At 72.2% G+C, this 19,109-nt stretch carries 19 protein-coding genes; 10 read left to right on the forward strand and 9 right to left on the reverse strand.

Translation table 11 applies throughout. The features are described from left to right. The first annotated feature begins 78 nt into the window (after window positions 1-78). The 6 genes from ACIPPM_RS22250 to ACIPPM_RS22275 all read left to right on the forward strand — a co-directional run bounded on the left by ACIPPM_RS22250 (window position 79) and on the right by ACIPPM_RS22275 (window position 7,898). A complete protein-coding gene (locus ACIPPM_RS22250; RefSeq protein ID WP_401450527.1) occupies window positions 79-2,433 on the forward strand; it encodes a bifunctional SulP family inorganic anion transporter/carbonic anhydrase in 2,355 nt (784 codons plus the stop codon). 126 nt (window positions 2,434-2,559) lie between these two features. Beyond that, window positions 2,560-4,515 (forward strand): acetate--CoA ligase, encoded by a 1,956-nt coding sequence (gene acs / locus ACIPPM_RS22255; protein WP_401450529.1) that lies wholly within the window; start codon window positions 2,560-2,562, stop codon window positions 4,513-4,515. 152 nt (window positions 4,516-4,667) lie between these two features. Further along, window positions 4,668-6,110 carry a Na+/H+ antiporter NhaA gene (gene nhaA, locus ACIPPM_RS22260; RefSeq protein ID WP_401450532.1) on the forward strand — a complete coding sequence of 481 codons (1,443 nt, stop codon included), beginning with the start codon at window positions 4,668-4,670 and terminating at the stop codon, window positions 6,108-6,110. Window positions 6,111-6,164: 54 nt separating this feature from the next. After that, window positions 6,165-6,644, forward strand: coding sequence for a phage holin family protein (locus ACIPPM_RS22265; protein ID WP_401450534.1), 480 nt, complete (start codon window positions 6,165-6,167; stop codon window positions 6,642-6,644). Next, window positions 6,641-7,576 (forward strand): alpha/beta fold hydrolase, encoded by a 936-nt coding sequence (locus ACIPPM_RS22270; RefSeq protein ID WP_401450537.1) that lies wholly within the window; start codon window positions 6,641-6,643, stop codon window positions 7,574-7,576. The genes ACIPPM_RS22265 and ACIPPM_RS22270 overlap by 4 nt, the downstream gene beginning before the upstream one ends. Before the next feature lie 139 nt (window positions 7,577-7,715). Then, the gene (locus ACIPPM_RS22275; protein WP_078858501.1) at window positions 7,716-7,898 is read left to right on the forward strand and encodes a hypothetical protein; all 183 of its coding nucleotides are present in this window, start codon (window positions 7,716-7,718) and stop codon (window positions 7,896-7,898) included. 67 nt (window positions 7,899-7,965) lie between these two features. Here the strand turns inward: ACIPPM_RS22275 and ACIPPM_RS22280 are convergent, their stop codons facing one another. Genes ACIPPM_RS22280 through nth form a run of 3 tightly spaced genes read right to left on the reverse strand, consistent with a single transcriptional unit; the run spans window position 7,966 to window position 10,805 of the window. Then, window positions 7,966-9,165, reverse strand: a complete 1,200-nt coding sequence (locus tag ACIPPM_RS22280; RefSeq protein WP_401450540.1) for a MarP family serine protease — start codon at window positions 9,163-9,165, stop codon at window positions 7,966-7,968. Between the two features lie 57 nt (window positions 9,166-9,222). After that, complete coding sequence (locus tag ACIPPM_RS22285; RefSeq protein ID WP_401450542.1) at window positions 9,223-9,918, reverse strand: NUDIX hydrolase; 696 nt, start codon at window positions 9,916-9,918, stop codon at window positions 9,223-9,225. A gap of 50 nt (window positions 9,919-9,968) precedes the next feature. Continuing rightward, complete coding sequence (gene nth / locus ACIPPM_RS22290; protein ID WP_401451461.1) at window positions 9,969-10,805, reverse strand: endonuclease III; 837 nt, start codon at window positions 10,803-10,805, stop codon at window positions 9,969-9,971. A gap of 320 nt (window positions 10,806-11,125) precedes the next feature. Between nth and ACIPPM_RS22295 the strand changes: the two genes are divergently transcribed. Continuing rightward, window positions 11,126-11,800, forward strand: a complete 675-nt coding sequence (locus ACIPPM_RS22295) for a Crp/Fnr family transcriptional regulator (RefSeq protein ID WP_030811441.1) — start codon at window positions 11,126-11,128, stop codon at window positions 11,798-11,800. Window positions 11,801-11,853: 53 nt separating this feature from the next. Then, window positions 11,854-12,684, forward strand: coding sequence for a nucleotidyltransferase (locus tag ACIPPM_RS22300; protein WP_401450544.1), 831 nt, complete (start codon window positions 11,854-11,856; stop codon window positions 12,682-12,684). A gap of 4 nt (window positions 12,685-12,688) precedes the next feature. Here ACIPPM_RS22300 and ACIPPM_RS22305 read toward each other — a convergent pair whose 3' ends face one another. The 5 genes from ACIPPM_RS22305 to ACIPPM_RS22325 form a co-directional block, all read right to left on the reverse strand. After that, window positions 12,689-13,312, reverse strand: coding sequence for an ankyrin repeat domain-containing protein (locus ACIPPM_RS22305; protein ID WP_401451464.1), 624 nt, complete (start codon window positions 13,310-13,312; stop codon window positions 12,689-12,691). A gap of 33 nt (window positions 13,313-13,345) precedes the next feature. After that, window positions 13,346-14,176, reverse strand: a complete 831-nt coding sequence (locus ACIPPM_RS22310; protein ID WP_401450546.1) for an MBL fold metallo-hydrolase — start codon at window positions 14,174-14,176, stop codon at window positions 13,346-13,348. Further along, window positions 14,173-15,063, reverse strand: coding sequence for an NUDIX hydrolase (locus ACIPPM_RS22315; protein WP_401450548.1), 891 nt, complete (start codon window positions 15,061-15,063; stop codon window positions 14,173-14,175). The genes ACIPPM_RS22310 and ACIPPM_RS22315 overlap by 4 nt, the downstream gene beginning before the upstream one ends. Before the next feature lie 62 nt (window positions 15,064-15,125). Then, on the reverse strand, window positions 15,126-15,590 hold the full coding sequence (locus ACIPPM_RS22320) for a RidA family protein (RefSeq protein ID WP_401450550.1): 465 nt from the start codon (window positions 15,588-15,590) through the stop codon (window positions 15,126-15,128). Continuing rightward, window positions 15,587-15,745 carry a DUF4177 domain-containing protein gene (locus tag ACIPPM_RS22325; protein WP_018547934.1) on the reverse strand — a complete coding sequence of 53 codons (159 nt, stop codon included), beginning with the start codon at window positions 15,743-15,745 and terminating at the stop codon, window positions 15,587-15,589. The genes ACIPPM_RS22320 and ACIPPM_RS22325 overlap by 4 nt, the downstream gene beginning before the upstream one ends. Before the next feature lie 71 nt (window positions 15,746-15,816). Here ACIPPM_RS22325 and ACIPPM_RS22330 point away from each other — a divergent pair, with 71 nt between their 5' ends. Continuing rightward, window positions 15,817-16,794 (forward strand): ArsA family ATPase, encoded by a 978-nt coding sequence (locus ACIPPM_RS22330; RefSeq protein WP_401450552.1) that lies wholly within the window; start codon window positions 15,817-15,819, stop codon window positions 16,792-16,794. Beyond that, entirely contained in the window at window positions 16,791-18,149 is a 1,359-nt protein-coding gene (locus tag ACIPPM_RS22335) for an ArsA family ATPase (protein WP_401450555.1), read from the forward strand. The genes ACIPPM_RS22330 and ACIPPM_RS22335 overlap by 4 nt, the downstream gene beginning before the upstream one ends. A 156-nt stretch (window positions 18,150-18,305) precedes the next feature. Here the strand turns inward: ACIPPM_RS22335 and wblA are convergent, their stop codons facing one another. Continuing rightward, window positions 18,306-18,644, reverse strand: coding sequence for a transcriptional regulator WblA (gene wblA, locus ACIPPM_RS22340; protein WP_401450557.1), 339 nt, complete (start codon window positions 18,642-18,644; stop codon window positions 18,306-18,308). Window positions 18,645-19,109: the final 465 nt, after the last annotated feature.

Consider the following 19,109-nt stretch of genomic DNA (forward strand, 5'->3'; position numbering starts at 1 on the left):
CCCACGGCCGCGACCGAACCCCCGCCCCGGGCGGGACCCCACAGACCGCGACCGCGCTGCCCCGGAGGAGACGGGAACATGTCAGCCTGCGCACCACCTCGTACCGAGCACTCCCCGCCCCACACCACCCCACCGCCCCGGCGCCGCCGTTTCCGCGTCGAGAGCGCCGACGTCTCGGCGGCCATCGCCGTCTTCCTCATCGCCCTGCCGCTCTCCCTGGGCATCGCCCTCGCCACCGGCGCCCCGCTCCAGGCAGGGCTGGTCGCCGCGGCGGTCGGCGGGATCGTCGCCGGGCGGATCGGCGGCTGCCCGCTGCAGGTCAGCGGGCCCGCCGCCGGTCTGACCGTGGTCACCGCCGACCTCATCCACCAGTACGGCTGGCGGGCGACCTGCGGCATCACCGTCCTCGCCGGACTCGCCCAGCTCGGCCTCGGCTGCCTCAAGGTGGCGCGCGGCGCGCTGGCCGTCAGCCCGGCGGTCGTGCACGGCATGCTCGCGGGCATCGGTGTCACCATCGCCGTCGCCCAGCTGCACATCGTGCTCGGCGGCAAGCCGGACAGCTCCGTCCTCGCCAACCTGCGGTCACTCCCCGCCCAGCTGGCCCGTCTCGACCCGGCGGCCCTGGTGATGAGCGTGCTGACCCTGACCCTGCTGCTGGCCTGGCCCCGCATCCCGGACCCCGCGGGCAGGCTGCTGCGCAAGGTCCCCGCCGCGCTGGTCGCCGTCATCGGGGCCACCGTGACGGCGGCGCTCGCCGGGCTCACCCTGCCCCGCGTCGATCTCCCCTCCTGGCGCAGCCACGCGCTGGCCGGACTGCCCGAGGGACCGACGCTCGGCATCGTCGCCGCCGTGCTCACCACCACGCTGGTGTGCAGCGTGCAGTCGCTGCTGGGCGCGGTGGCCGTGGACAAGCTGGCCGCCGGACGGACCGGTCCGGCCCGCGTCGGGCGCTCCGACCTCGACCGCGAACTGCTCGGCCAGGGCGCGGCGAACATCGTCTCCGGCGCGCTCGGCGGCCTGCCGGTCGCCGGAGTGGCGGTGCGGAGCACGGCGAACGTGAACTCAGGTGCCGTGAGCCGGAACTCCACGATGCTGCACGGCGCCCTCGTGGTGGTCGCCGCCCTGCTGCTGGTTCCGCTCCTGGAGCAGATCCCGCTCGCCTCGCTCGCCGCCCTGGTGATGGCCGTCGGCATCCAGATGGTGTCCCTGAACCACATCCGTACGGTGACCCGCCACCGCGAGGTGCCGGTGTACGCCGCGACCACCCTCGGCGTGGTGTGCCTCGGTGTCCTGGAGGGCGTCCTCCTCGGCATCGCCGTGGCCGTCGCCCTCGCCCTGCACCGCCTCACCCACACCCGCGTCACGCACGAGGAGAAGGAGGGGGTCCATCACCTCCGGGTCCGCGGCCAGTTGACGTTCCTCGCCGTGCCCCGGCTCAGCAGAGCCCTGCACCGCGTGCCTCACGGCACCCGTGCCGTGGTGGAGCTGGACGGTTCGTTCATGGACCACGCGGCGTACGAGTCGCTCCAGGACTGGCAGAACTCCCACACCGCGCGGGGCGGCTCCGCCGAGCTGAAGGACCGCCGCACCGGAGTGCGGAGCGCGGGTGCGCCGTCCTCCACCGTCTGCCGGTGCAGGCCCTGGACACCGTGGCGGAATCACCGGTGCGACATGCCGGTGGCGGCCGCGCGGAAGGGCGCGGAGAAGGGGGCGGCCGACCGCTCCGGCGAATCCCGTCCCCGCCCCGACAGCCATGAACTCGCCCGTGGCATCAGCTCGTTCCAGCGGAACACCGCCCCGCTGGTGCGGGAGGAGCTGGCCCGGCTGGCCAGGGAGGGGCAGCGGCCCTCGCAGCTCTTCCTCACCTGTGCCGACTCCCGGCTCGTCACCTCGATGATCACCGCCAGTGGGCCGGGTGACCTGTTCGTGGTGCGCAACGTCGGCAACCTGGTGCCGCCGCCCGGCCAGGAGCACGCCGACGACTCGGTGGCCGCCGCCATCGAGTACGCGGTGGACGTGCTCGGGGTCAGGTCGATCACCGTGTGCGGCCACTCCGGGTGCGGGGCGATGCAGGCGCTGCTGGCCGCCGAGCCCGGTGCCGCCGCGACCCCGCTGCGCCGGTGGCTCAGGTACGGGGAGCCGAGTCTGGCCCGGCGGGCCGACGGGCCGGAGCCGCCCCGGCTCGCCACGCGTCCGGTGGCCGACGCGGTGGAGGAGCTGTCCCTGACCAATGTGGTGCAGCAGTTGGCGCACTTGCGGGCGCACGAGTCGGTCGCGCGCGCCCTCGCGGCCGGATCGCTGGAGCTGCACGGCATGTACTTCCACGTCGGCGAGGCGCGGGCGTACCTGCTCGGGGAGGGGGCGGACGCAGAGGTGTTCCACGAGGTGCGGGAGGACGTGCGAGAGGGGGCGGAGGTGGGCAGCTTGCTCTGAGCGGCCGCCCTCGCGGTGACCGCAGAAAGGTCTAAACCAATTCTGCGGTCCACCCTTGTCATCAGCTCCGACGTCTGATGGGGTGTGGCCCGGGACACAACGGACACCCTGGGAAAGGGAGATGTCGTGAGCAACGAGAGCCTGGCCAACCTTCTTCGGGAGGAGCGACGCTTCGCGCCGCCGGCCGATCTGGCCGCGAACGCCAACGTCACGGCCGAGGCGTACGAACAGGCCGCGGCGGACCGGCTCGGCTTCTGGGCCGAGCAGGCCCGCAGGCTGAGCTGGGCCAAGGAGCCGACGAAGACGCTGGACTGGTCGAACCCGCCGTTCGCCAAGTGGTTCGAGGACGGCGAGCTGAACGTCGCCTACAACTGCGTGGACCGGCATGTGGAGGCGGGGAACGGCGACCGGGTCGCCATCCACTTCGAGGGCGAGCCGGGCGACAGCCGCTCCCTCACCTACGCCGAGCTGAAGGACGAGGTCTCCAAGGCGGCCAACGCGCTGCTGGAGCTGGGTGTCCGCAAGGGCGACCGGGTCGCCATCTACATGCCGATGATCCCCGAGACGGCGATCGCCATGCTGGCCTCGGCCCGCATCGGCGCCGCGCACTCGGTGGTCTTCGGCGGCTTCTCGGCGGACGCGCTGGCGACCCGCATCAAGGACGCGGACGCCAAGGTCGTCATCACCGCCGACGGCGGCTACCGCCGCGGCCAGCCGTCCGCGCTCAAGCCCGCCGTGGACGGCGCGGTCGCCAAGGCTGGCATCGTCGAGCACGTGCTGGTGGTCCGCCGTACCGGGCAGGACGTGGCGTTCGACGCCGAGCGGGACGTGTGGTGGGACGAGCTGGTCGGGCGCCAGTCGGCCGAGCACACCACGGAGGCGTTCGGCGCGGAGCACCCGCTGTTCATCCTCTACACCTCCGGCACCACGGGTAAGCCGAAGGGCATCCTGCACACGTCGGGCGGCTACCTCACCCAGACGGCCTACACCCACTCGGCCGTGTTCGACCTCAAGCCGGAGACGGACGTCTACTGGTGCACGGCCGACGTCGGCTGGGTCACCGGGCACTCCTACATCGTCTACGGCCCGCTGGCCAACGGCGCGACCCAGGTGATGTACGAGGGCACCCCGGACACCCCGCACCAGGGCCGGTTCTGGGAGATCGTCGAGAAGTACCGGGTCTCGATCCTGTACACCGCGCCGACGGCGATCCGGACGTTCATGAAGTGGGGCGACGACATCCCCGCACAGTTCGACCTGACCTCGCTCCGGGTGCTCGGTTCGGTGGGCGAGCCGATCAACCCCGAGGCGTGGGTCTGGTACCGCAAGAACATCGGCGCCGACCGCACCCCGGTCGTGGACACCTGGTGGCAGACCGAGACCGGCGCGATGATGATCTCGCCGCTGCCCGGCGTCACCGAGACCAAGCCCGGCTCCGCGCAGCGCCCGCTGCCCGGCATCAGCGCCACCGTCGTCGACGACGAGGCGAACGAGGTGCCGAACGGGGGCGGCGGCTACCTGGTCCTCACCGAGCCGTGGCCGTCGATGCTCCGCACCATCTGGGGCGACGACCAGCGCTTCCTGGACACCTACTGGTCCCGCTTCGAGGGCAAGTACTTCGCCGGTGACGGCGCCAAGAAGGACGACGACGGGGACATCTGGCTGCTCGGCCGGGTGGACGACGTGATGCTGGTGTCGGGCCACAACATCTCGACCACGGAGGTGGAGTCGGCGCTGGTGTCGCACCCGGCCGTCGCCGAGGCGGCCGTCGTGGGCGCCGCCGACGAGACGACCGGGCAGGCGATCGTCGCGTTCGTCATCCTGCGCGGCACGGCCGCCGAGGACGAGAAGCTGGTGGCCGAACTGCGCGACCACGTCGGCGCCACCCTCGGCCCGATCGCCAAGCCCAAGCGCGTACTGCCGGTCGCGGAGCTGCCCAAGACGCGCTCCGGCAAGATCATGCGGCGGCTGCTGCGGGACGTCGCGGAGAACCGTCAGCTCGGGGACGTCACCACGCTGACCGACTCCACGGTCATGGATCTCATCCAGTCCAAGCTGCCGTCCTCCTCCAGCGAGGACTGAGCACGGCGGAGATCGGGTGTCCCGGCGAGCGCGCCGGGGCACCCGATCTTAGGTAAAGTAAACAAAGTGCGGCAGTGGTCCGTGCCTCGAGGTGCGCCGGGAAGTCTGGTCGGCAAGCGTTCTGTCATGCCCACCAGCCGGAGGTTCCCACCGTGGCCGCGCCCCGCACCCCCAAGGTCGCCCGCAAGGCACTCGACCGGCTGTCGCTGCCCGAGCGGACCGCCGTCGCGGACGCGCTGCGCACCGAGACCGTGGGCGGTGTCCTCCTGCTCGCCGCCGCCGTCGCGGCACTGATCTGGGCCAACATCCCCGCGCTGAGCCACGCCTACGCGTCCGTCAGCCACTTCCGCCTCGGCCCCGCGGCCCTCGGCCTGGACCTCTCCGTCGCCCACTGGGCGGCCGACGGCCTGCTCGCGGTGTTCTTCTTCGTCGCCGGGGTCGAGCTGAAGCGTGAACTCGTCGCCGGGGACCTGCGCGACCCCAGGGCCGCCGTGCTGCCCGTGGTGGCCGCGCTGTGCGGCATGGCCGTACCCGCACTGGTGTACACGCTCACCAGCCTCACCGGCGGCGGCTCCCTGGCTGGCTGGGCGGTGCCCACGGCCACCGACATCGCCTTCGCGCTCGCCGTCCTCGCGGTCATCGGCACCTCGCTGCCCAGCGCGCTGCGCGCCTTCCTGCTGACCCTCGCCGTGGTCGACGACCTCTTCGCCATCCTGATCATCGCCGTCTTCTTCACCAGCCGGATCGACTTCGCCGCGCTCGGCGGGGCCGTCGTCGCCCTCGTCCTGTTCTGGCTGCTGCTGCGCAAGGGGGTGCGCGGCTGGTACGTGTACGTGCCGCTGGCGCTGGTGATCTGGGCGCTGATGTACAACAGCGGCGTGCACGCGACCATCGCCGGGGTGGCGATGGGCCTGATGCTCCGCTGCATCACCCGTGAGGGTGAGGAGCGGTCGCCCGGTGAGCGGCTGGAGCATCTGGTGCGGCCCCTGTCGGCCGGGCTCGCGGTGCCACTGTTCGCCCTGTTCAGCGCGGGTGTGCCGGTGTCCGGCGAGGCGCTGGCCCAGGTGTTCACGCGGCCGGAGACGCTCGGCGTGGTGCTCGGGCTGGTCGTCGGCAAGACGGTAGGGGTCTTCGGCGGGACCTGGCTGACCGTGCGCTTCACCCGTGCCTCGCTGGGCGAGGGGCTGGCCTGGGCGGACGTCTTCGCGGTCGCCACGCTCGCCGGGATCGGCTTCACCGTCTCCCTCCTCATCGGCGAGCTGGCCTTCGCCGGGGACACCGCGCTCACCGAGGAGGTGAAGGCGTCGGTCCTCGTCGGATCGCTGATCGCGGCCATCTGTGCGACCGTGCTGCTGAGGGTGCGCAACGCCAAGTACCGGCGGATGTGCGAGGACGAGGACCGCGACGAGGACCTGGACGGCATCCCCGACGTCTACGAGCAGGACGACCCGGCTTACCACCTGCGCATGGCCGGGATCCATGAGGGGAAGGCCGCCGAACACCGGCGTATCGCCGCCGAACTGTCCCGTGCCGCGCGCCACGCGCGTGCCGAAGTGCCGGGCGGGGCAGGCGAGGAGAACGGTCGTCCGGCATGATCTGACGAGACGGTACAAAACAAGACGGCACACAGAGCAGAGGGAGAGAACGCGATGAGCGCACCCGACGGCAGGCCGGTCGGCGCCGAACACAGCATCGGCCAGCTGGTCGCCTCGGCGACGACCGAGATGTCGGCGCTGGTGCACGACGAGATCGCACTGGCCAAGGCGCAGCTGAAGCGGGACGTGAAGCGAGGCGCGGCGAGCGGCGGGGCCTTCTCGGTCGCGGGCGCGGTGCTGGTGTTCTCGCTGCCGATGCTCAGCTTCGCGCTGGCGTACGGCATCCGGACCTGGAGCCACTGGAACCTCGCGGTGTGCTTCCTGCTGTCCTTCGCCGCCAATGTGCTGGTCGCCGGTCTGCTCGCCCTGGTCGGAGTGGTGTTCGCCAAGAAGGCCAAGAAGAGCAAGGGGCCGCAGAAGGTCGCCGCGTCCATGAAGCAGTCGGCCGGCGTGCTCCAGAAGGCCAAGCCGCACCCGCGCGAGCTGCCTCCGGCGGACCAGGCGCGCAAGGCTGTGGCACGCTCGTCCTCATGACGGAACCCGCCGCCGCCCCAGCCGTACGCCTCGACCTGCCCTCCGGGGAGCAGGTGACGCACCGGGACGTCGCCGCCAACGGCGCGCGTTTCCACATCGCCGAACTGGGCGACGGCCCCCTGGTGCTGCTGCTGCACGGCTTCCCGCAGTTCTGGTGGACCTGGCGGCACCAGCTGTCCGCGCTGGCGGGCGCGGGCTACCGGGCCGTCGCCATGGATCTGCGGGGCGTCGGCGGCAGCGACCGCACCCCGCGCGGGTACGACCCGGCCAACCTGGCGCTGGACGTCACCGGGGTGATCCGCTCGCTCGGTGAGCCGGACGCCGCGCTGGTCGGCCACGACCTGGGCGGTTACCTGGCGTGGACGGCGGCGGCGATGCGGCCCAAGCTGGTGCGACGGCTCGCGGTGTCGTCCATGCCGCACCCGAGGCGCTGGCGTGCGGCGATGCTGCGGGACGCCCGGCAGACGGCGGCCAGCTCCTACATCTGGGGTTTCCAGCGGCCGTGGATTCCGGAGCGGCAGCTCACCGCGGACGACGGCGCGCTGGTGGGCGAGCTGATCCGGAACTGGTCCGGGCCCCGGCTGCCGGAGGACGCGGACGTGGCGGCGTACCAGCGGGCGATGTGCGTGCCGTCGACGGCGCACTGCTCGATCGAGCCGTACCGCTGGCTGGTGCGGTCGCTGGTCCGGCCGGACGGCATCCAGTTCAACCGACGGATGAAGCGGCCGGTCCGGGTGCCCACCCTGCATCTGCACGGCTCGCTGGACCCGGTCACCCGCACGCGGAGCGCGGCCGGTTCGGGCGAGTACGTGGAGGCGCCGTACCGCTGGCGGCTGTTCGACGGGCTCGGGCACTTCCCGCACGAGGAGGACCCGGTGGCGTTCTCCTCCGAGCTGATCAGCTGGCTGAAGGACCCCGAACCCGACCGGTGACCGTTCGGGCGCGCCGAGTGTCCGTTTTCCTGACCGTTTCCGACTGTTTACTCACCGAACTGCCACATGCCTGACGCATAGGCCGATCGGGGGGCCCGGACGCGGTTATCGACCTTGGGGCGGGGGCACACGTCGGGGTATGGGCTGGACGCACGACTACGGTGACGCACCCCGCGAACGACGCTCGGCCTCCGGGCCGGATTCGCCGCAACCAGGAACGCCGCAACTCGCGGAGGCGGACCCGAGGGTGGGGATTCCGCGCATCCTGCGCCGCCGGGCCCGCTGGGTCTCCGTACGCCTGCGTCACACCGCGCGCACCTGAACCCGCGTCACCTCTCGGGACGCGGTCGCCTCGCAGCGCTCAGGTCGCCTCGCGGCACGCGGTCGCCTCACAGGGCGCAGTTGTCGGTACCCACCTGGCTGTTCGCCGTCCGTCCCCGCGCGATGTCCTGGCGGATCTCGTCGGCGGTGAGGGCGTAGCCGGTCTGGGCGTCGTCCAGCGACTTGGCGAACACCACGCCGTACACCTTGCCCTGAGGGGTCAGCAGCGGGCCGCCGGAGTTGCCCTGGCGGACGGTGGTGAAGAGTGAGTACACGTCACGGCCGACCGTGCCCCGGTGGTAGATGTCGGGGCCGTTGGCCGTGATGCGCCCGCGCACGCGCGCCGCGCGCACGTCGTACGCGCCGTTCTCCGGGAAGCCGGCCACGATCGCGCCGTCCCCGCTCTCGGCGTCCTCGGCGGCGAACTTCAGCACGGGCGCCTTCAGGTCGGGCACGTCCAGGACGGCGATGTCGCGCCGCCAGTCGTAGAGGACCACGGTGGCGTCGTACGTGCGGCCCTCGCCGCCGATCTGGACGGTGGGTTCGTCCACGCCCCCGACGACGTGCGCGTTGGTCATCACGCGCCGCTCGCCGAAGACGAAACCGGTCCCCTCCAGCACCTTGCCGCAACTGCGGGCGGTGCCGGTGACCTTGACGATGGAGCGCTGGGCCCGGGTGGCCACCGCGCCGCCCGCCAGGGCCGGGTCGGGCGGCTGGACCTCGCGGATCTGCTCGTCGGAGAACGGGCTGAAGACCTGCGGGAAGCCGTTCTGCGCGAGGACCGAGGTGAAGTCCTTGAACCAGCCGTTGGACTGCGCGGGCAGCACCTGGTCCATGCCGACCAGCACCTTGGAGCCGCGGACCTCGCGGCCGAGCGTCGGCAGCGTGGTCTGGGCGAGCGCGGAACCGATCAGCCAGGCGACCAGCAGCATCGCGCCGACGTTGACCAGGGCGCCGCCGGTGGCGTCCAGCGCGCGCGCCGGGGACCAGGTGATGTAGCGGCGCAGCTTGTTGCCCAGGTGGGTGGTGAGGGCCTGCCCGACGGAGGCGATGACGATGACGACGATGACCGCGACGACGGCGGCCGCGGTGCTGACCTCGGCGCCGTCGGTCACCGCGTCCCAGGCCAGGGGCAGCGTGTAGACGGCGAGCAGGCCGCCGCCGAGGAAGCCGATCACCGACAGGATGCCGACGACGAAGCCCTGGCGGTAGCCCACGACCGCGAACCACACGGCGGCCAGCAGCAGCAGGATGTCCAGCACGTTCAACGCTTCAGGCCCCGCCCATCGACTTTCTCCGCGGTAAGGAACACGCACGCCACCCTGTCACGACCAGCGGTCGAGCGGGACCTGCCGGGTGCGGTCCCAGGGGCGCTCCCAGCCCGCGTAGTGCAGCAGCCGGTCGATCACCCCGGCCGTGAACCCCCACACGAGGGCCGATTCGACCAGGAATGCCGGACCCCGGTAGCCGCTCGGATGCACGGTGGTCGCGCGGTTGGCGGGGTCCGTGAGATCCGCCACGGGGACGGTGAAGACCCGGGCGGTCTCGGCCGGGTCGACGACACCGACCGGGCTGGGCTCGCGCCACCAGCCGAGGACGGGGGTGACGACGAACTCGCTGACCGGGATGTAGAGGGCGGGCAGCACGCCGAAGAGCTGGACACCGGCCGGGTCGAGCCCGGTCTCCTCCTCCGCCTCGCGCAGCGCCGCCCGCAGCGGGCCGTCGGTCTTGGGGTCGCCGTCCACCGCGTCCAGGGCGCCGCCGGGGAAGGAGGGCTGGCCCGCGTGGGAGCGCAGCGAGCCGGAGCGCTCCATCAGCAGCAGCTCGGGGCCGCGCTCGCCCTCGCCGAACAGGATCAGCACCGCCGACTGGCGGCCGCCGCCGTCCTCGGGCGGCAGGAAGCGGCTGAGCTGGAGCGGCTGGACCGTCTCGGCGGCCCGCGCCACCGGCTCCAGCCAGCCCGGCAGCCCCTCTCTGCGCAGCGCCACCGGGCTCTCGTGCGTGTCACGCGTGTACGTCATGCCACCCCCTGCTGCCGTGTCCAACGCCCGCGTGTACCGGGATCGTTCCGTCATCCGGCCCCCAGCGGCGGGGCCGCGATGCCGCCCGCGTCCAGGTAGGACTGGGGCGGGTTGAGCCGCTGGCCGGGGAAGCCGCCCTTCTCGTACTTCAGGAGCTTGCGGGCCTTCTCCGGGTCCGTCTCGCCCTCGCCGTAGGAGGGGCAGAGCGGGGCGATGGGGCAGGCGCCGCAGGCGGGCTTGCGGGCGTGGCAGATGCGGCGGCCGTGCCAGATGACGTGGTGGGAGAGGTCGGTCCAGTCCTTCTTGGGGAACAGCGCGCCGACCGCGGCCTCGATCTTGTCGGGCTCGGTCTCCTCGGTCCACTTCCAGCGCCGCACCAGCCGCTGGAAGTGGGTGTCCACGGTGATGCCGGGCCTGCCGAAGGCGTTGCCGAGGACCACGAAGGCGGTCTTGCGGCCGACTCCGGGCAGCTTGACCAGGTCCTCCAGCTTTCCGGGGACCTCGCCGCCGAAGTCCTCCACGAGCGCCTTGGACAGCCCTATGACGGAGCGCGTCTTGGCCCGGAAGAAGCCGCAGGGCCGCAGGATCTCCTCCACCTCGGCGGGGTCGGCCGCCGCGAGGTCCTCCGGGGTGGGGTACTTGGCGAACAGCGCCGGGGTGGTCTGGTTGACGCGCAGGTCGGTGGTCTGGGCCGACAGGACCGTGGCGACCACGAGCTGGAAAGGGTTCTCGAAGTCCAGCTCGGGGTGGGCGTACGGATAGACCTCGGCGAGTTCGCGGTTGATCCGGCGGGCGCGGCGGACCAGGGCGGTATGCGATTCACCGGTCTTCGGACCGGGCTTCGGACCAGTCTTCGGACCGGCGGCCTTCGCGGAGTCCTTTTTTATGGATTTCACCTTTTTGCCACTTCCATCGGAATCCTGTTCGCCCACGGCGGAATCACGTCGTGCAACCACCCGCCCAGCCCCCTCGGCCTGTGCTCTCACCGGCGATTTGGACACCCGGCCAGCCTAGAGCCCGGCACTGACATACGCTCCGGACCTGGAAGATCGGCCCCCGATTGGACCCCTGCCGCTTACCCCGGGACACCTGTGCGGCATCCTTGTGACAGATCACACTGTTTGGACCGTCCGGTAAAACGGGGAACACGGTCCCCTGGCACGCTGGGGAGGAACATCCCCTGAGCAGCTCGACAAGGAGAGAACTCGTGGACGACGTTCTGCGGCGCAACCCGCTCTTCGCGGCTCTTGACGACGAGCAGTCCGCGGAGCTGCGCGCCTCCATGAGCGAGGTGACCCTCGCCCGTGGCGACTCCCTCTTCCACGAGGGCGACCCCGGCGACCGGCTGTACGTCGTCACCGAGGGCAAGGTCAAGCTGCACCGCACCTCCCCCGACGGGCGGGAGAACATGCTGGCCGTCGTCGGTCCCAGCGAGCTGATCGGCGAGCTGTCGCTCTTCGACCCCGGCCCGCGTACGGCCACCGCGACCGCGCTGACCGAGGTCAAGCTGCTGGGCCTCGGCCACGGCGACCTCCAGCCCTGGCTGAACGTCCGCCCCGAGGTCGCCGGCGCCCTGCTGCGGGCCGTCGCGCGTCGGCTGCGCAAGACCAACGACGCCATGTCCGACCTGGTCTTCTCCGATGTGCCCGGCCGTGTCGCCCGCGCCCTGCTGGACCTCTCCCGCCGCTTCGGCGTGCAGTCCGAGGAAGGCATCCACGTGGTGCACGACCTCACCCAGGAGGAGCTGGCCCAGCTGGTCGGCGCCTCCCGCGAGACGGTCAACAAGGCGCTCGCCGACTTCGCCCAGCGCGGCTGGCTCCGCCTGGAGGCCCGCGCGGTGATCCTGCTGGACGTGGAGCGCCTGGCGAAGCGGTCGCGCTGACGCCTGCCCGTAATTGACCTGCACCGCCGCCTTTGGCGGTGCACAGTGTCGGCATGTCCGGACCGCCCGCCCCGCACGGCCTCGACGCCGAGGGGTTCATCGCCCGTGAAGGCTCCCTCGCGCGCGTGCGGGACGCGTTCCGTCCCGTCGTGGCCGCCGCGCGGGACGGGCTGGCGGAGACCTTCGGGGCGCGGCTGCACAGCGGCTACCTCTACGGGTCGATCCCGCGCGGCACCGCGCGCGTGGGCCGCAGCGACCTGGACCTCCTGGTCGCGCTGCGCGGCGAGCCCACCGACGCCGACCGGACCGCCATGGCGGCGCTCGGCGCGGCCCTGGACCGACGGTTTCCCGAGATCGACGGCGTGGGCCCGCTGCTGTTCAGCGAGGCCCGGCTGCTGAGCGAGGCCGAGCGGTACGACATGGGCTGGTTCCTGGCCTGCCTGTGCACCCCGCTGCTCGGGGACGACCTCGCCGGACACCTGCCCCGCTACCGGCCCACTCCGCTGCTCGCCCGCGAGACCAACGGCGACCTGGCCCGGCTGCTCCCGCGCTGGCGCGAGCGGATCGCGGGCGCCGCCGACACCGAGGAGGCCCGGCGTCCGCTGGTCCGGTTCATGTCCCGGCACCTGGTGCGCACCGGCTTCACCCTGGTCATGCCCCGCTGGAACGGCTGGACCAGCGACCTGGCCGAGATGGCGGAGGTCTTCGGCGCCTACCACCCCCGCCGGGCCGCCCAACTCCGTGTGGCCGCCCGCTACGGCCGCGAGCCGGTCGGGGACCCCGCGATCCTGCGCGGCTACGTGGACGACCTGGGCCCGTGGCTGGCGACGGAGTACGCGCGCGTGCACGGCGAGAAGAGCCGCCGTCCGGATGACCCGGCCTAGGGGATCAGCTCTGGGACCAACCCGTGGCGGTCACCCGGTAGTGGCTGCCGTCGCCGAAGTCCATCCGCGAGTGGCCGTGCACCTGCAGAACATCCTGCTGGAGGCGGTAGGTGAAGCCGCCCATCATGCCGACCACCGGGAAGACGATGCTGACGGCCGGGCCCTCCGTCAGCGGAGACAGGGGCGGCAGCACGTGCTCGGTCTGCTCGAGGCAGCGGCCGGTCCGGTCCCGTAGCAGCGCGTGGAGGTGCCGTTCCAGCGCGTCCGCGGGGGTGGGGAGGGGCCGCACCTCGACCGGTTCCAGCAAGTCCAGCAACCCCGTGTGTCCGCGTTCCCGTGCGATGTCCACGGGGCGCCGGCCGTCGCGGGTGCGCTGGGTGCGCCAGGCGCCGTGCGCGATCAGCCGGGAGACGACGGCGAAGTCAGCGCCGTGCCAGGCCGCCTGGTGCAGTGGGGCGAACCCGCTGCGTATACCGGGCCGGGGCAGGTTCGCCCACTCGGGCCGCTCGCCCAGCTCGACGAACACGGCGTTCCAGTGGGCGTCCCGCGCCAGGTCCGCGAAGTGGTCCCGCTCCTGGCGGTACCTTTCGCCGAACTGCTCGCGGTCGGTGAGGCCGTCCCATTCCATCGTGATCACGCGGCCACGCTAACGCGCCGGGGCTCAGATCAGCCCGTGCTCGCCCAGATAGTCCAGCTGGGCACGGACCGAGAGTTCCGCGGCGGGCCACAGGGAGCGGTCGACGTCGGCGTAGACGTGGGCGACGACGGCCTCGGCGGTGCGGTGGCCGTTCTCGACCGCTGTCTCGACCTGGGCGAGGCGGTGGGCGCGGTGGGCGAGGTAGAACTCGACGGCGCCCTGGGCGTCCTCCAGGACCGGGCCGTGGCCCGGCAGGACGGTGTGCACGCCGTCGTCCACGGTCAGCGAGCGCAGTCGGCGCAGGGAGGCCAGGTACTCGCCCAGGCGGCCGTCGGGGTGGGCGACCAGGGTCGTGCCGCGCCCGAGGATGGTGTCGCCGGTGAGCACGGCCTGGTCGGCCGGGAGATGAAAGCTCAGGGAGTCGGCGGTGTGGCCGGGCGTCGGTACGACGCGCAGCTCGAGACCGCCGACCGTGACCACCTCACCGGCGCCCAGCCCCTCGTCCCCCAGCCGGAGCGCCGGATCGAGCGCGCGCACGCGCGTGCCGGTCAGCTCCGCGAACCGGGCGGCGCCCTCGGCATGGTCGGCGTGGCCGTGGGTGAGCAGGGTGAGCGCTATCCGCCTGCCCGCCTTCTCGGCGATGTCGACGACCTCGCGGAGGTGGCCTTCGTCCAGCGGGCCGGGGTCGATGACCACGGCCAGGTCGGAGTCGGGTTCGGCGACGATCCAGGTGTTGGTGCCGTCCAGCGTCATGGGCGAGGCGTTGGGCGCGAGCACGTTCACCGCGCGCTCGGTCGCCCGGCCCGTACGGACCACGTCGCGGGGCTGGCCGGGCAGGGCCGCGGCGTCCGTCATGCCGTGCCTCCCCGCGTGCCCGGAGCGGCCGGGACGTCGCGGGTGAACTCCTCGTGCCCCGGCCAGCTCAGCTCCACCCGGCCGTCGAGCAGCCGGGCCCGGGCGAGCACCGGGGTGAGATCGCGCTCCGGCGCCGCCGCGAGGGCGTCCGCGGCCGTGCCGTAGGGCAGCAGCTGGCGCAGGGTGGCGATGGTGGGCGGCATCATCAGCAGCTCGCCCGCGTCGTACCCGGCGGCGGCCTCGGCGGGCCGCGTCCACACCGTGCGGTCGGCCTCGGTGGACAGGTCGCGGGTGTGCTGGCCCGCGGGCAGGGCGGCGACGAAGAACCAGGTGTCGTAGCGCCGGGACTCGAATTCGGGGGTGATCCAGCGGGTCCACGCCCCCAGCAGGTCGGAGCGCAGCACCAGCCCCCTGCGGTCCAGGAACTCCGCGAAGGACAGCTCGTGCGCGACCAGGGCGGCCCGGTCGGCCTCCCAGTCGTCGCCGCTGGTGTCGCCGACGACCGAGTCGGGGCCGGTCCCGGCGAGCAGGACGCCGGCCTCCTCGTAGGTCTCGCGGACGGCCGCGCAGACGATCGCCTGAGCACCCAGTTCGTCGCCCGGCTCCATGCCCAGCCGGTCCGCCCACCACGCGCGCGTGGGGCCCGCCCAGCGGACGTGGTGGTCGTCGTCGCGCGGGTCGACACCGCCGCCCGGATACGCGTACGCGCCTCCGGCGAAGGCCATGGAGGCGCGTCTGCGCAGCATGTGGACGGCCGGACCGGCCGGGGTGTCCTTGAGCAGCAGCACGGTCGCCGCCCGCCTCGGGGCGACGGGAGTGAGCGTGCCGTCCGCGAGGGCGCGGATGCGGTCGGGCCACTCCGGGGGGTACCACTGACCGTTCGCCATGGGCGGAGGCTATCCCGAACAGGGCAGATGTTCGAGAGCTACCGGGCCTACGGCCGAACGGGCTACGGGACCAGCTCGACCAGGATCTCGACCTCGACCGGCGCGTCCAGCGGGAGCACCGCGACACCCACCGCGCTGCGAGCGTGCACGCCCTTGTCGCCGAGGACCTCACCGAGCAGCTCGCTGGCGCCGTTGAGGACACCGGGCTGGCCGGTGAAGTCGGCGGCGGACGCGACGAAGCCGGTGACCTTCACGACGTGAGCGATCCGGTCCAGGTCGCCGGTGACGGACTTGACGGCGGCCAGCGCGTTCAGCGCGCAGATCCGGGCCAGGTCCTTGGCCTCCTCGGCCGTGACCTCGGCACCGACCTTGCCGGTGACCGGAAGCTGTCCGTCCACCATCGGGAGCTGGCCCGCGGTGTACACGTACACACCGGATTGCACGGCGGGCTGGTAGGCGGCCAGGGGCGGCACGACCTCCGGCAGCGTGAGGCCGAGGTCGGCGAGCCGGGCCTCGACCGCGCTCACGCCTGCTTCTCGCGCTTCAGGTAGGCGACGAGCTGCTCGGGGTTGGGGCCCGGCACGACCTGGACGAGCTCCCAGCCGTCCTCGCCCCAGTTGTCCAGGATCTGCTTCGTGGCGTGGACGAGCAGCGGCACAGTTGAGTATTCCCACTTGGTCATGGGCCGACTGTAGTCGCTGTTATCCACAGCCTCCCGCGTGAGTGTCGCCCGGACTGGTTAGGCTCGAAGACGTGAGCAGGCTCCAGGTCGTCAGCGGCAAGGGCGGGACCGGAAAGACGACGGTCGCCGCCGCTCTAGCGCTGGCCCTCGCCAGTGAGGGGAAGCGCACGCTTCTCATCGAGGTCGAGGGTCGGCAAGGCATCGCTCAGCTCTTCGGGACCGAGGCGTTGCCCTACGAGGAGCGGAAGATCGCCACCGCTCCTGGCGGAGGGGAGGTGTATGCCCTCGCCATCGATGCCGAACAGGCCCTTCTGGACTATCTCCAGATGTTCTACAAACTCGGCGGAGCGGGCCGGGCGCTGAGAAAACTCGGCGCCATAGACTTCGCCACCACCGTCGCGCCGGGACTGCGGGACGTCCTGCTGACCGGCAAGGCGTGCGAGGCGGTGCGCCGCAAGGACAAGAGCGGCGCGTTCCTCTACGACCACGTCGTGATGGACGCGCCCCCCACCGGCCGTATCACCCGCTTCCTGAACGTCAACGACGAGATGGCCGGCCTCGCCAAGATCGGCCCGATACACAATCAGGCGCAGGCCGTGATGCGGGTGCTGAAGTCCCCGGAGACGGCCGTGCACCTCGTCACGCTGCTGGAGGAGATGCCGGTCCAGGAGACCGCCGACGGCATCGCCGAACTGCGCGCGGCGGGGCTCCCGGTGGGCCGCGTCATCGTGAACATGGTCCGCCCCGAGCTGCTGGACGCGGCCGAGCTGGACCTCGCCGGCACCGTGCCGCACCCCGCCGTCGCCCGCGCGCTGTCCTCGGCGGGCCTGGGCGGAGCGCGGCGCGGCGGGCACGCCGAGCGGCTGGTCGACCCGCTGCTGACGCAGGCCGCCGAGTACGCCGAGCGGCACGCGCTGGAGCAGGAGCAGCGCGCGGTCCTCGACGAGCTGGGCCTGCGAGTGGACGAGCTGCCGCTGCTCGCCGAGGACATGGACCTGGCGGGCCTCAACGAACTGGCCACCGAGTTGCGGAAGCAGGGGTTGTCATGAGTCCGGACCCGCAGACCACTGCCGACCCGGACGCCCGCTCCGGCCTGTCCCCGGCACCGACGCTGCACGTGGACGCGCTGCTGGACGACCCGCAGACCCGGATCGTGGTGTGCTGCGGCTCCGGCGGCGTCGGCAAGACGACCACGGCCGCCGCGCTCGCCCTCCGGGCCGCCGAGCGCGGCCGCAAGGTGGTCGTCCTCACCATCGACCCGGCCAAGCGGCTGGCCCAGTCGATGGGCATCGACTCCCTCGACAACGTGCCGCGCCGGGTCAAGGGCACCGAGGACCGCCGCGCCGACGCCCTGGGCGAGGGCGCCGAGCCGGGCGAACTGCACGCCATGATGCTCGACATGAAGCGCACCTTCGACGAGGTCGTGGAGGCGCACGCGGACCCCGAGCGGGCGGCCCAGATCCTGGCGAACCCCTTCTACCAGACGGTCTCCGGCGGCTTCGCGGGCACGCAGGAGTACATGGCGATGGAGAAGCTCGGCCAGCTGCGGGCCAAGGACGAGTGGGACCTCATCGTCGTCGACACCCCGCCCTCCCGTAACGCGCTGGACTTCCTGGACGCGCCGAAGCGACTCGGCTCGTTCCTGGACGGCAAGCTGATCCGGCTGCTGACCGCCCCGGCGAAACTGGGCGGCCGCGCGGGGATGGCGTTCCTGAACGTCGGCATGTCGATGATGACCGGCACCCTGGGCAAGATCCTGGGCGGTCAGCTCCTCAAGGACGCGCAGACGTTCGTCTCCGCGATGGACACCACCTTCGGCGGCTTCCGCACCCGCGCGGACGCCACCTTCAAGCTGCTGCAGGCACCGGGGACGGCGTTCCTGGTGGTGGCGGCGCCGGAGCGGGACGCGCTGCGCGAGGCGGCGTACTTCGTGGAGCGGCTGGCCGCGGAGAAGATGCCGCTGGTCGGGCTGGTGCTCAACCGCGTCCACGGCAGCGGCGCCACCCGGCTGTCGGCCGAGCGGGCGCTCACCGCCGCGGAAAATCTTGCCGGGCCCGGCATTGTGGATCAGGGGGACGGGAAGGCTGACGTTCGTAACTCCCCTGAAACGGACGGAAGTTCAGATTCCGTCTCGGTCTCCGACACCGCTCCGCACCCCGAGGACGGCTCCCCCACACCGGACCCGGACCAGCCCGTGGACGAACTGACCGCGGGTCTGCTGCGGCTGCACGCCGAGCGCATGCGGCTGCTCGCACGCGAACAGCGCACGCGGGACCGTTTCATCAGCGACCACCCCGAGGTGGCCATCGTGGAAGTGCCCGCGCTCCCCGGCGATGTGCACGACCTCACGGGCCTGCGCGACATCGGCGACCGCCTGGCGGCGGGGCACACGGAACTGTCGTAGCGGTCCCGGGCGCTCGCGGGCATGCGGCGCGCCCCGGCGTGCGGCAGCACGGGCGGGCGCGTGCGGCGCCCTGCTCCGCCGCGGCAGCGCCGTGCCGCGGACGTACCCGGCTCACGTCGGCCCTCGGTGCCACCGGTCTATGCCGGAGGCGAAGCCTCAGCTGACGGCCGCGTAGTTCTCGTACACCTCGTCGTCGTCGAGGGGCACGATGCCGGTGCTGCGCTCGTACTCCGAGCGGGCGGTCTCCAGCAGCCGCCGCCAGGAGCTCACGGTGGGCCGGCGGCGCAGCAGCGCCCGGCGCTCGCGCTCCGTCATGCCTCCCCACACGCCGAACTCGACGCGGTTGTCCAGCGCGTCGGCCAGGCACTCCGTGCGCACCGGGCAACCGGTGCACACCGCCTTGGCCCTGTTCTGCGCTGCTCCCTGCACGAACAGTTCATCCGGATCGGTAGTGCGGCAGGCGGCCTGCGCACTCCAGTCGGTAACCCAGCCCATACCGGCGCCGTCCTCTCCCGAATCGAGGCTCCCCCACGGCGGCAGCGGCATATTCACCGCCGCCAGTTGAGGACGTTACGGAAGGCGCGGACAGCGCAACACCCCCTTCGGGCCCAATCTTGAATGGCCCGAACGGACTATGGGTAAGCGGCAGATCACCCGGAGGAGTGAGCTGGCGACATGCGTGATCATCCCGGCAAAGCGGGACGGTTGTGGTGCGGCACATGGGGCGCCGGGTGACACACGAGGCGGTTTCGGACACGTCCCCGCCGGGAGAGGCGGAGCACTCCGGAACGATTCGGGGTCGCCGGACGTATTGCTACCTGGCCCCGCCGCTGTGACAGTTGAGAGCAGCTTAGGCCAATGCCTGTGCGTGTGTCCGGCGAATGACAACCTGAGCCCCCGCTTTGCCACGCCGTGATGCCCGCATGCCGTCGCGCCACCCGACCGGACGTCACGATCCTG

The sequence above is a fragment of the Streptomyces sp. NPDC090119 genome, from assembly GCF_044747085.1.
In the GTDB taxonomy this organism is placed as follows: Bacteria; Actinomycetota; Actinomycetes; order Streptomycetales; family Streptomycetaceae; genus Streptomyces.

What these genes read in the sequence shown, in the direction of transcription:
- ACIPPM_RS22275 (WP_078858501.1), top strand. Translation starts at nt 7,716, where the DNA reads ATGGGCTGGACGCACGACTACGGTGACGCACCCCGCGAACGACGCTCG.
- wblA (WP_401450557.1), bottom strand. Translation starts at nt 18,644, where the DNA reads ATGGGCTGGGTTACCGACTGGAGTGCGCAGGCCGCCTGCCGCACTACC.
- ACIPPM_RS22250 (WP_401450527.1), top strand. Translation starts at nt 79, where the DNA reads ATGTCAGCCTGCGCACCACCTCGTACCGAGCACTCCCCGCCCCACACC.
- ACIPPM_RS22265 (WP_401450534.1), top strand. Translation starts at nt 6,165, where the DNA reads ATGAGCGCACCCGACGGCAGGCCGGTCGGCGCCGAACACAGCATCGGC.
- ACIPPM_RS22285 (WP_401450542.1), bottom strand. Translation starts at nt 9,918, where the DNA reads ATGACGTACACGCGTGACACGCACGAGAGCCCGGTGGCGCTGCGCAGA.
- ACIPPM_RS22325 (WP_018547934.1), bottom strand. Translation starts at nt 15,745, where the DNA reads ATGACCAAGTGGGAATACTCAACTGTGCCGCTGCTCGTCCACGCCACG.
- ACIPPM_RS22270 (WP_401450537.1), top strand. Translation starts at nt 6,641, where the DNA reads ATGACGGAACCCGCCGCCGCCCCAGCCGTACGCCTCGACCTGCCCTCC.
- ACIPPM_RS22305 (WP_401451464.1), bottom strand. Translation starts at nt 13,312, where the DNA reads ATGGAATGGGACGGCCTCACCGACCGCGAGCAGTTCGGCGAAAGGTAC.
- ACIPPM_RS22335 (WP_401450555.1), top strand. Translation starts at nt 16,791, where the DNA reads ATGAGTCCGGACCCGCAGACCACTGCCGACCCGGACGCCCGCTCCGGC.
- ACIPPM_RS22300 (WP_401450544.1), top strand. Translation starts at nt 11,854, where the DNA reads ATGTCCGGACCGCCCGCCCCGCACGGCCTCGACGCCGAGGGGTTCATC.
- ACIPPM_RS22310 (WP_401450546.1), bottom strand. Translation starts at nt 14,176, where the DNA reads ATGACGGACGCCGCGGCCCTGCCCGGCCAGCCCCGCGACGTGGTCCGT.
- ACIPPM_RS22315 (WP_401450548.1), bottom strand. Translation starts at nt 15,063, where the DNA reads ATGGCGAACGGTCAGTGGTACCCCCCGGAGTGGCCCGACCGCATCCGC.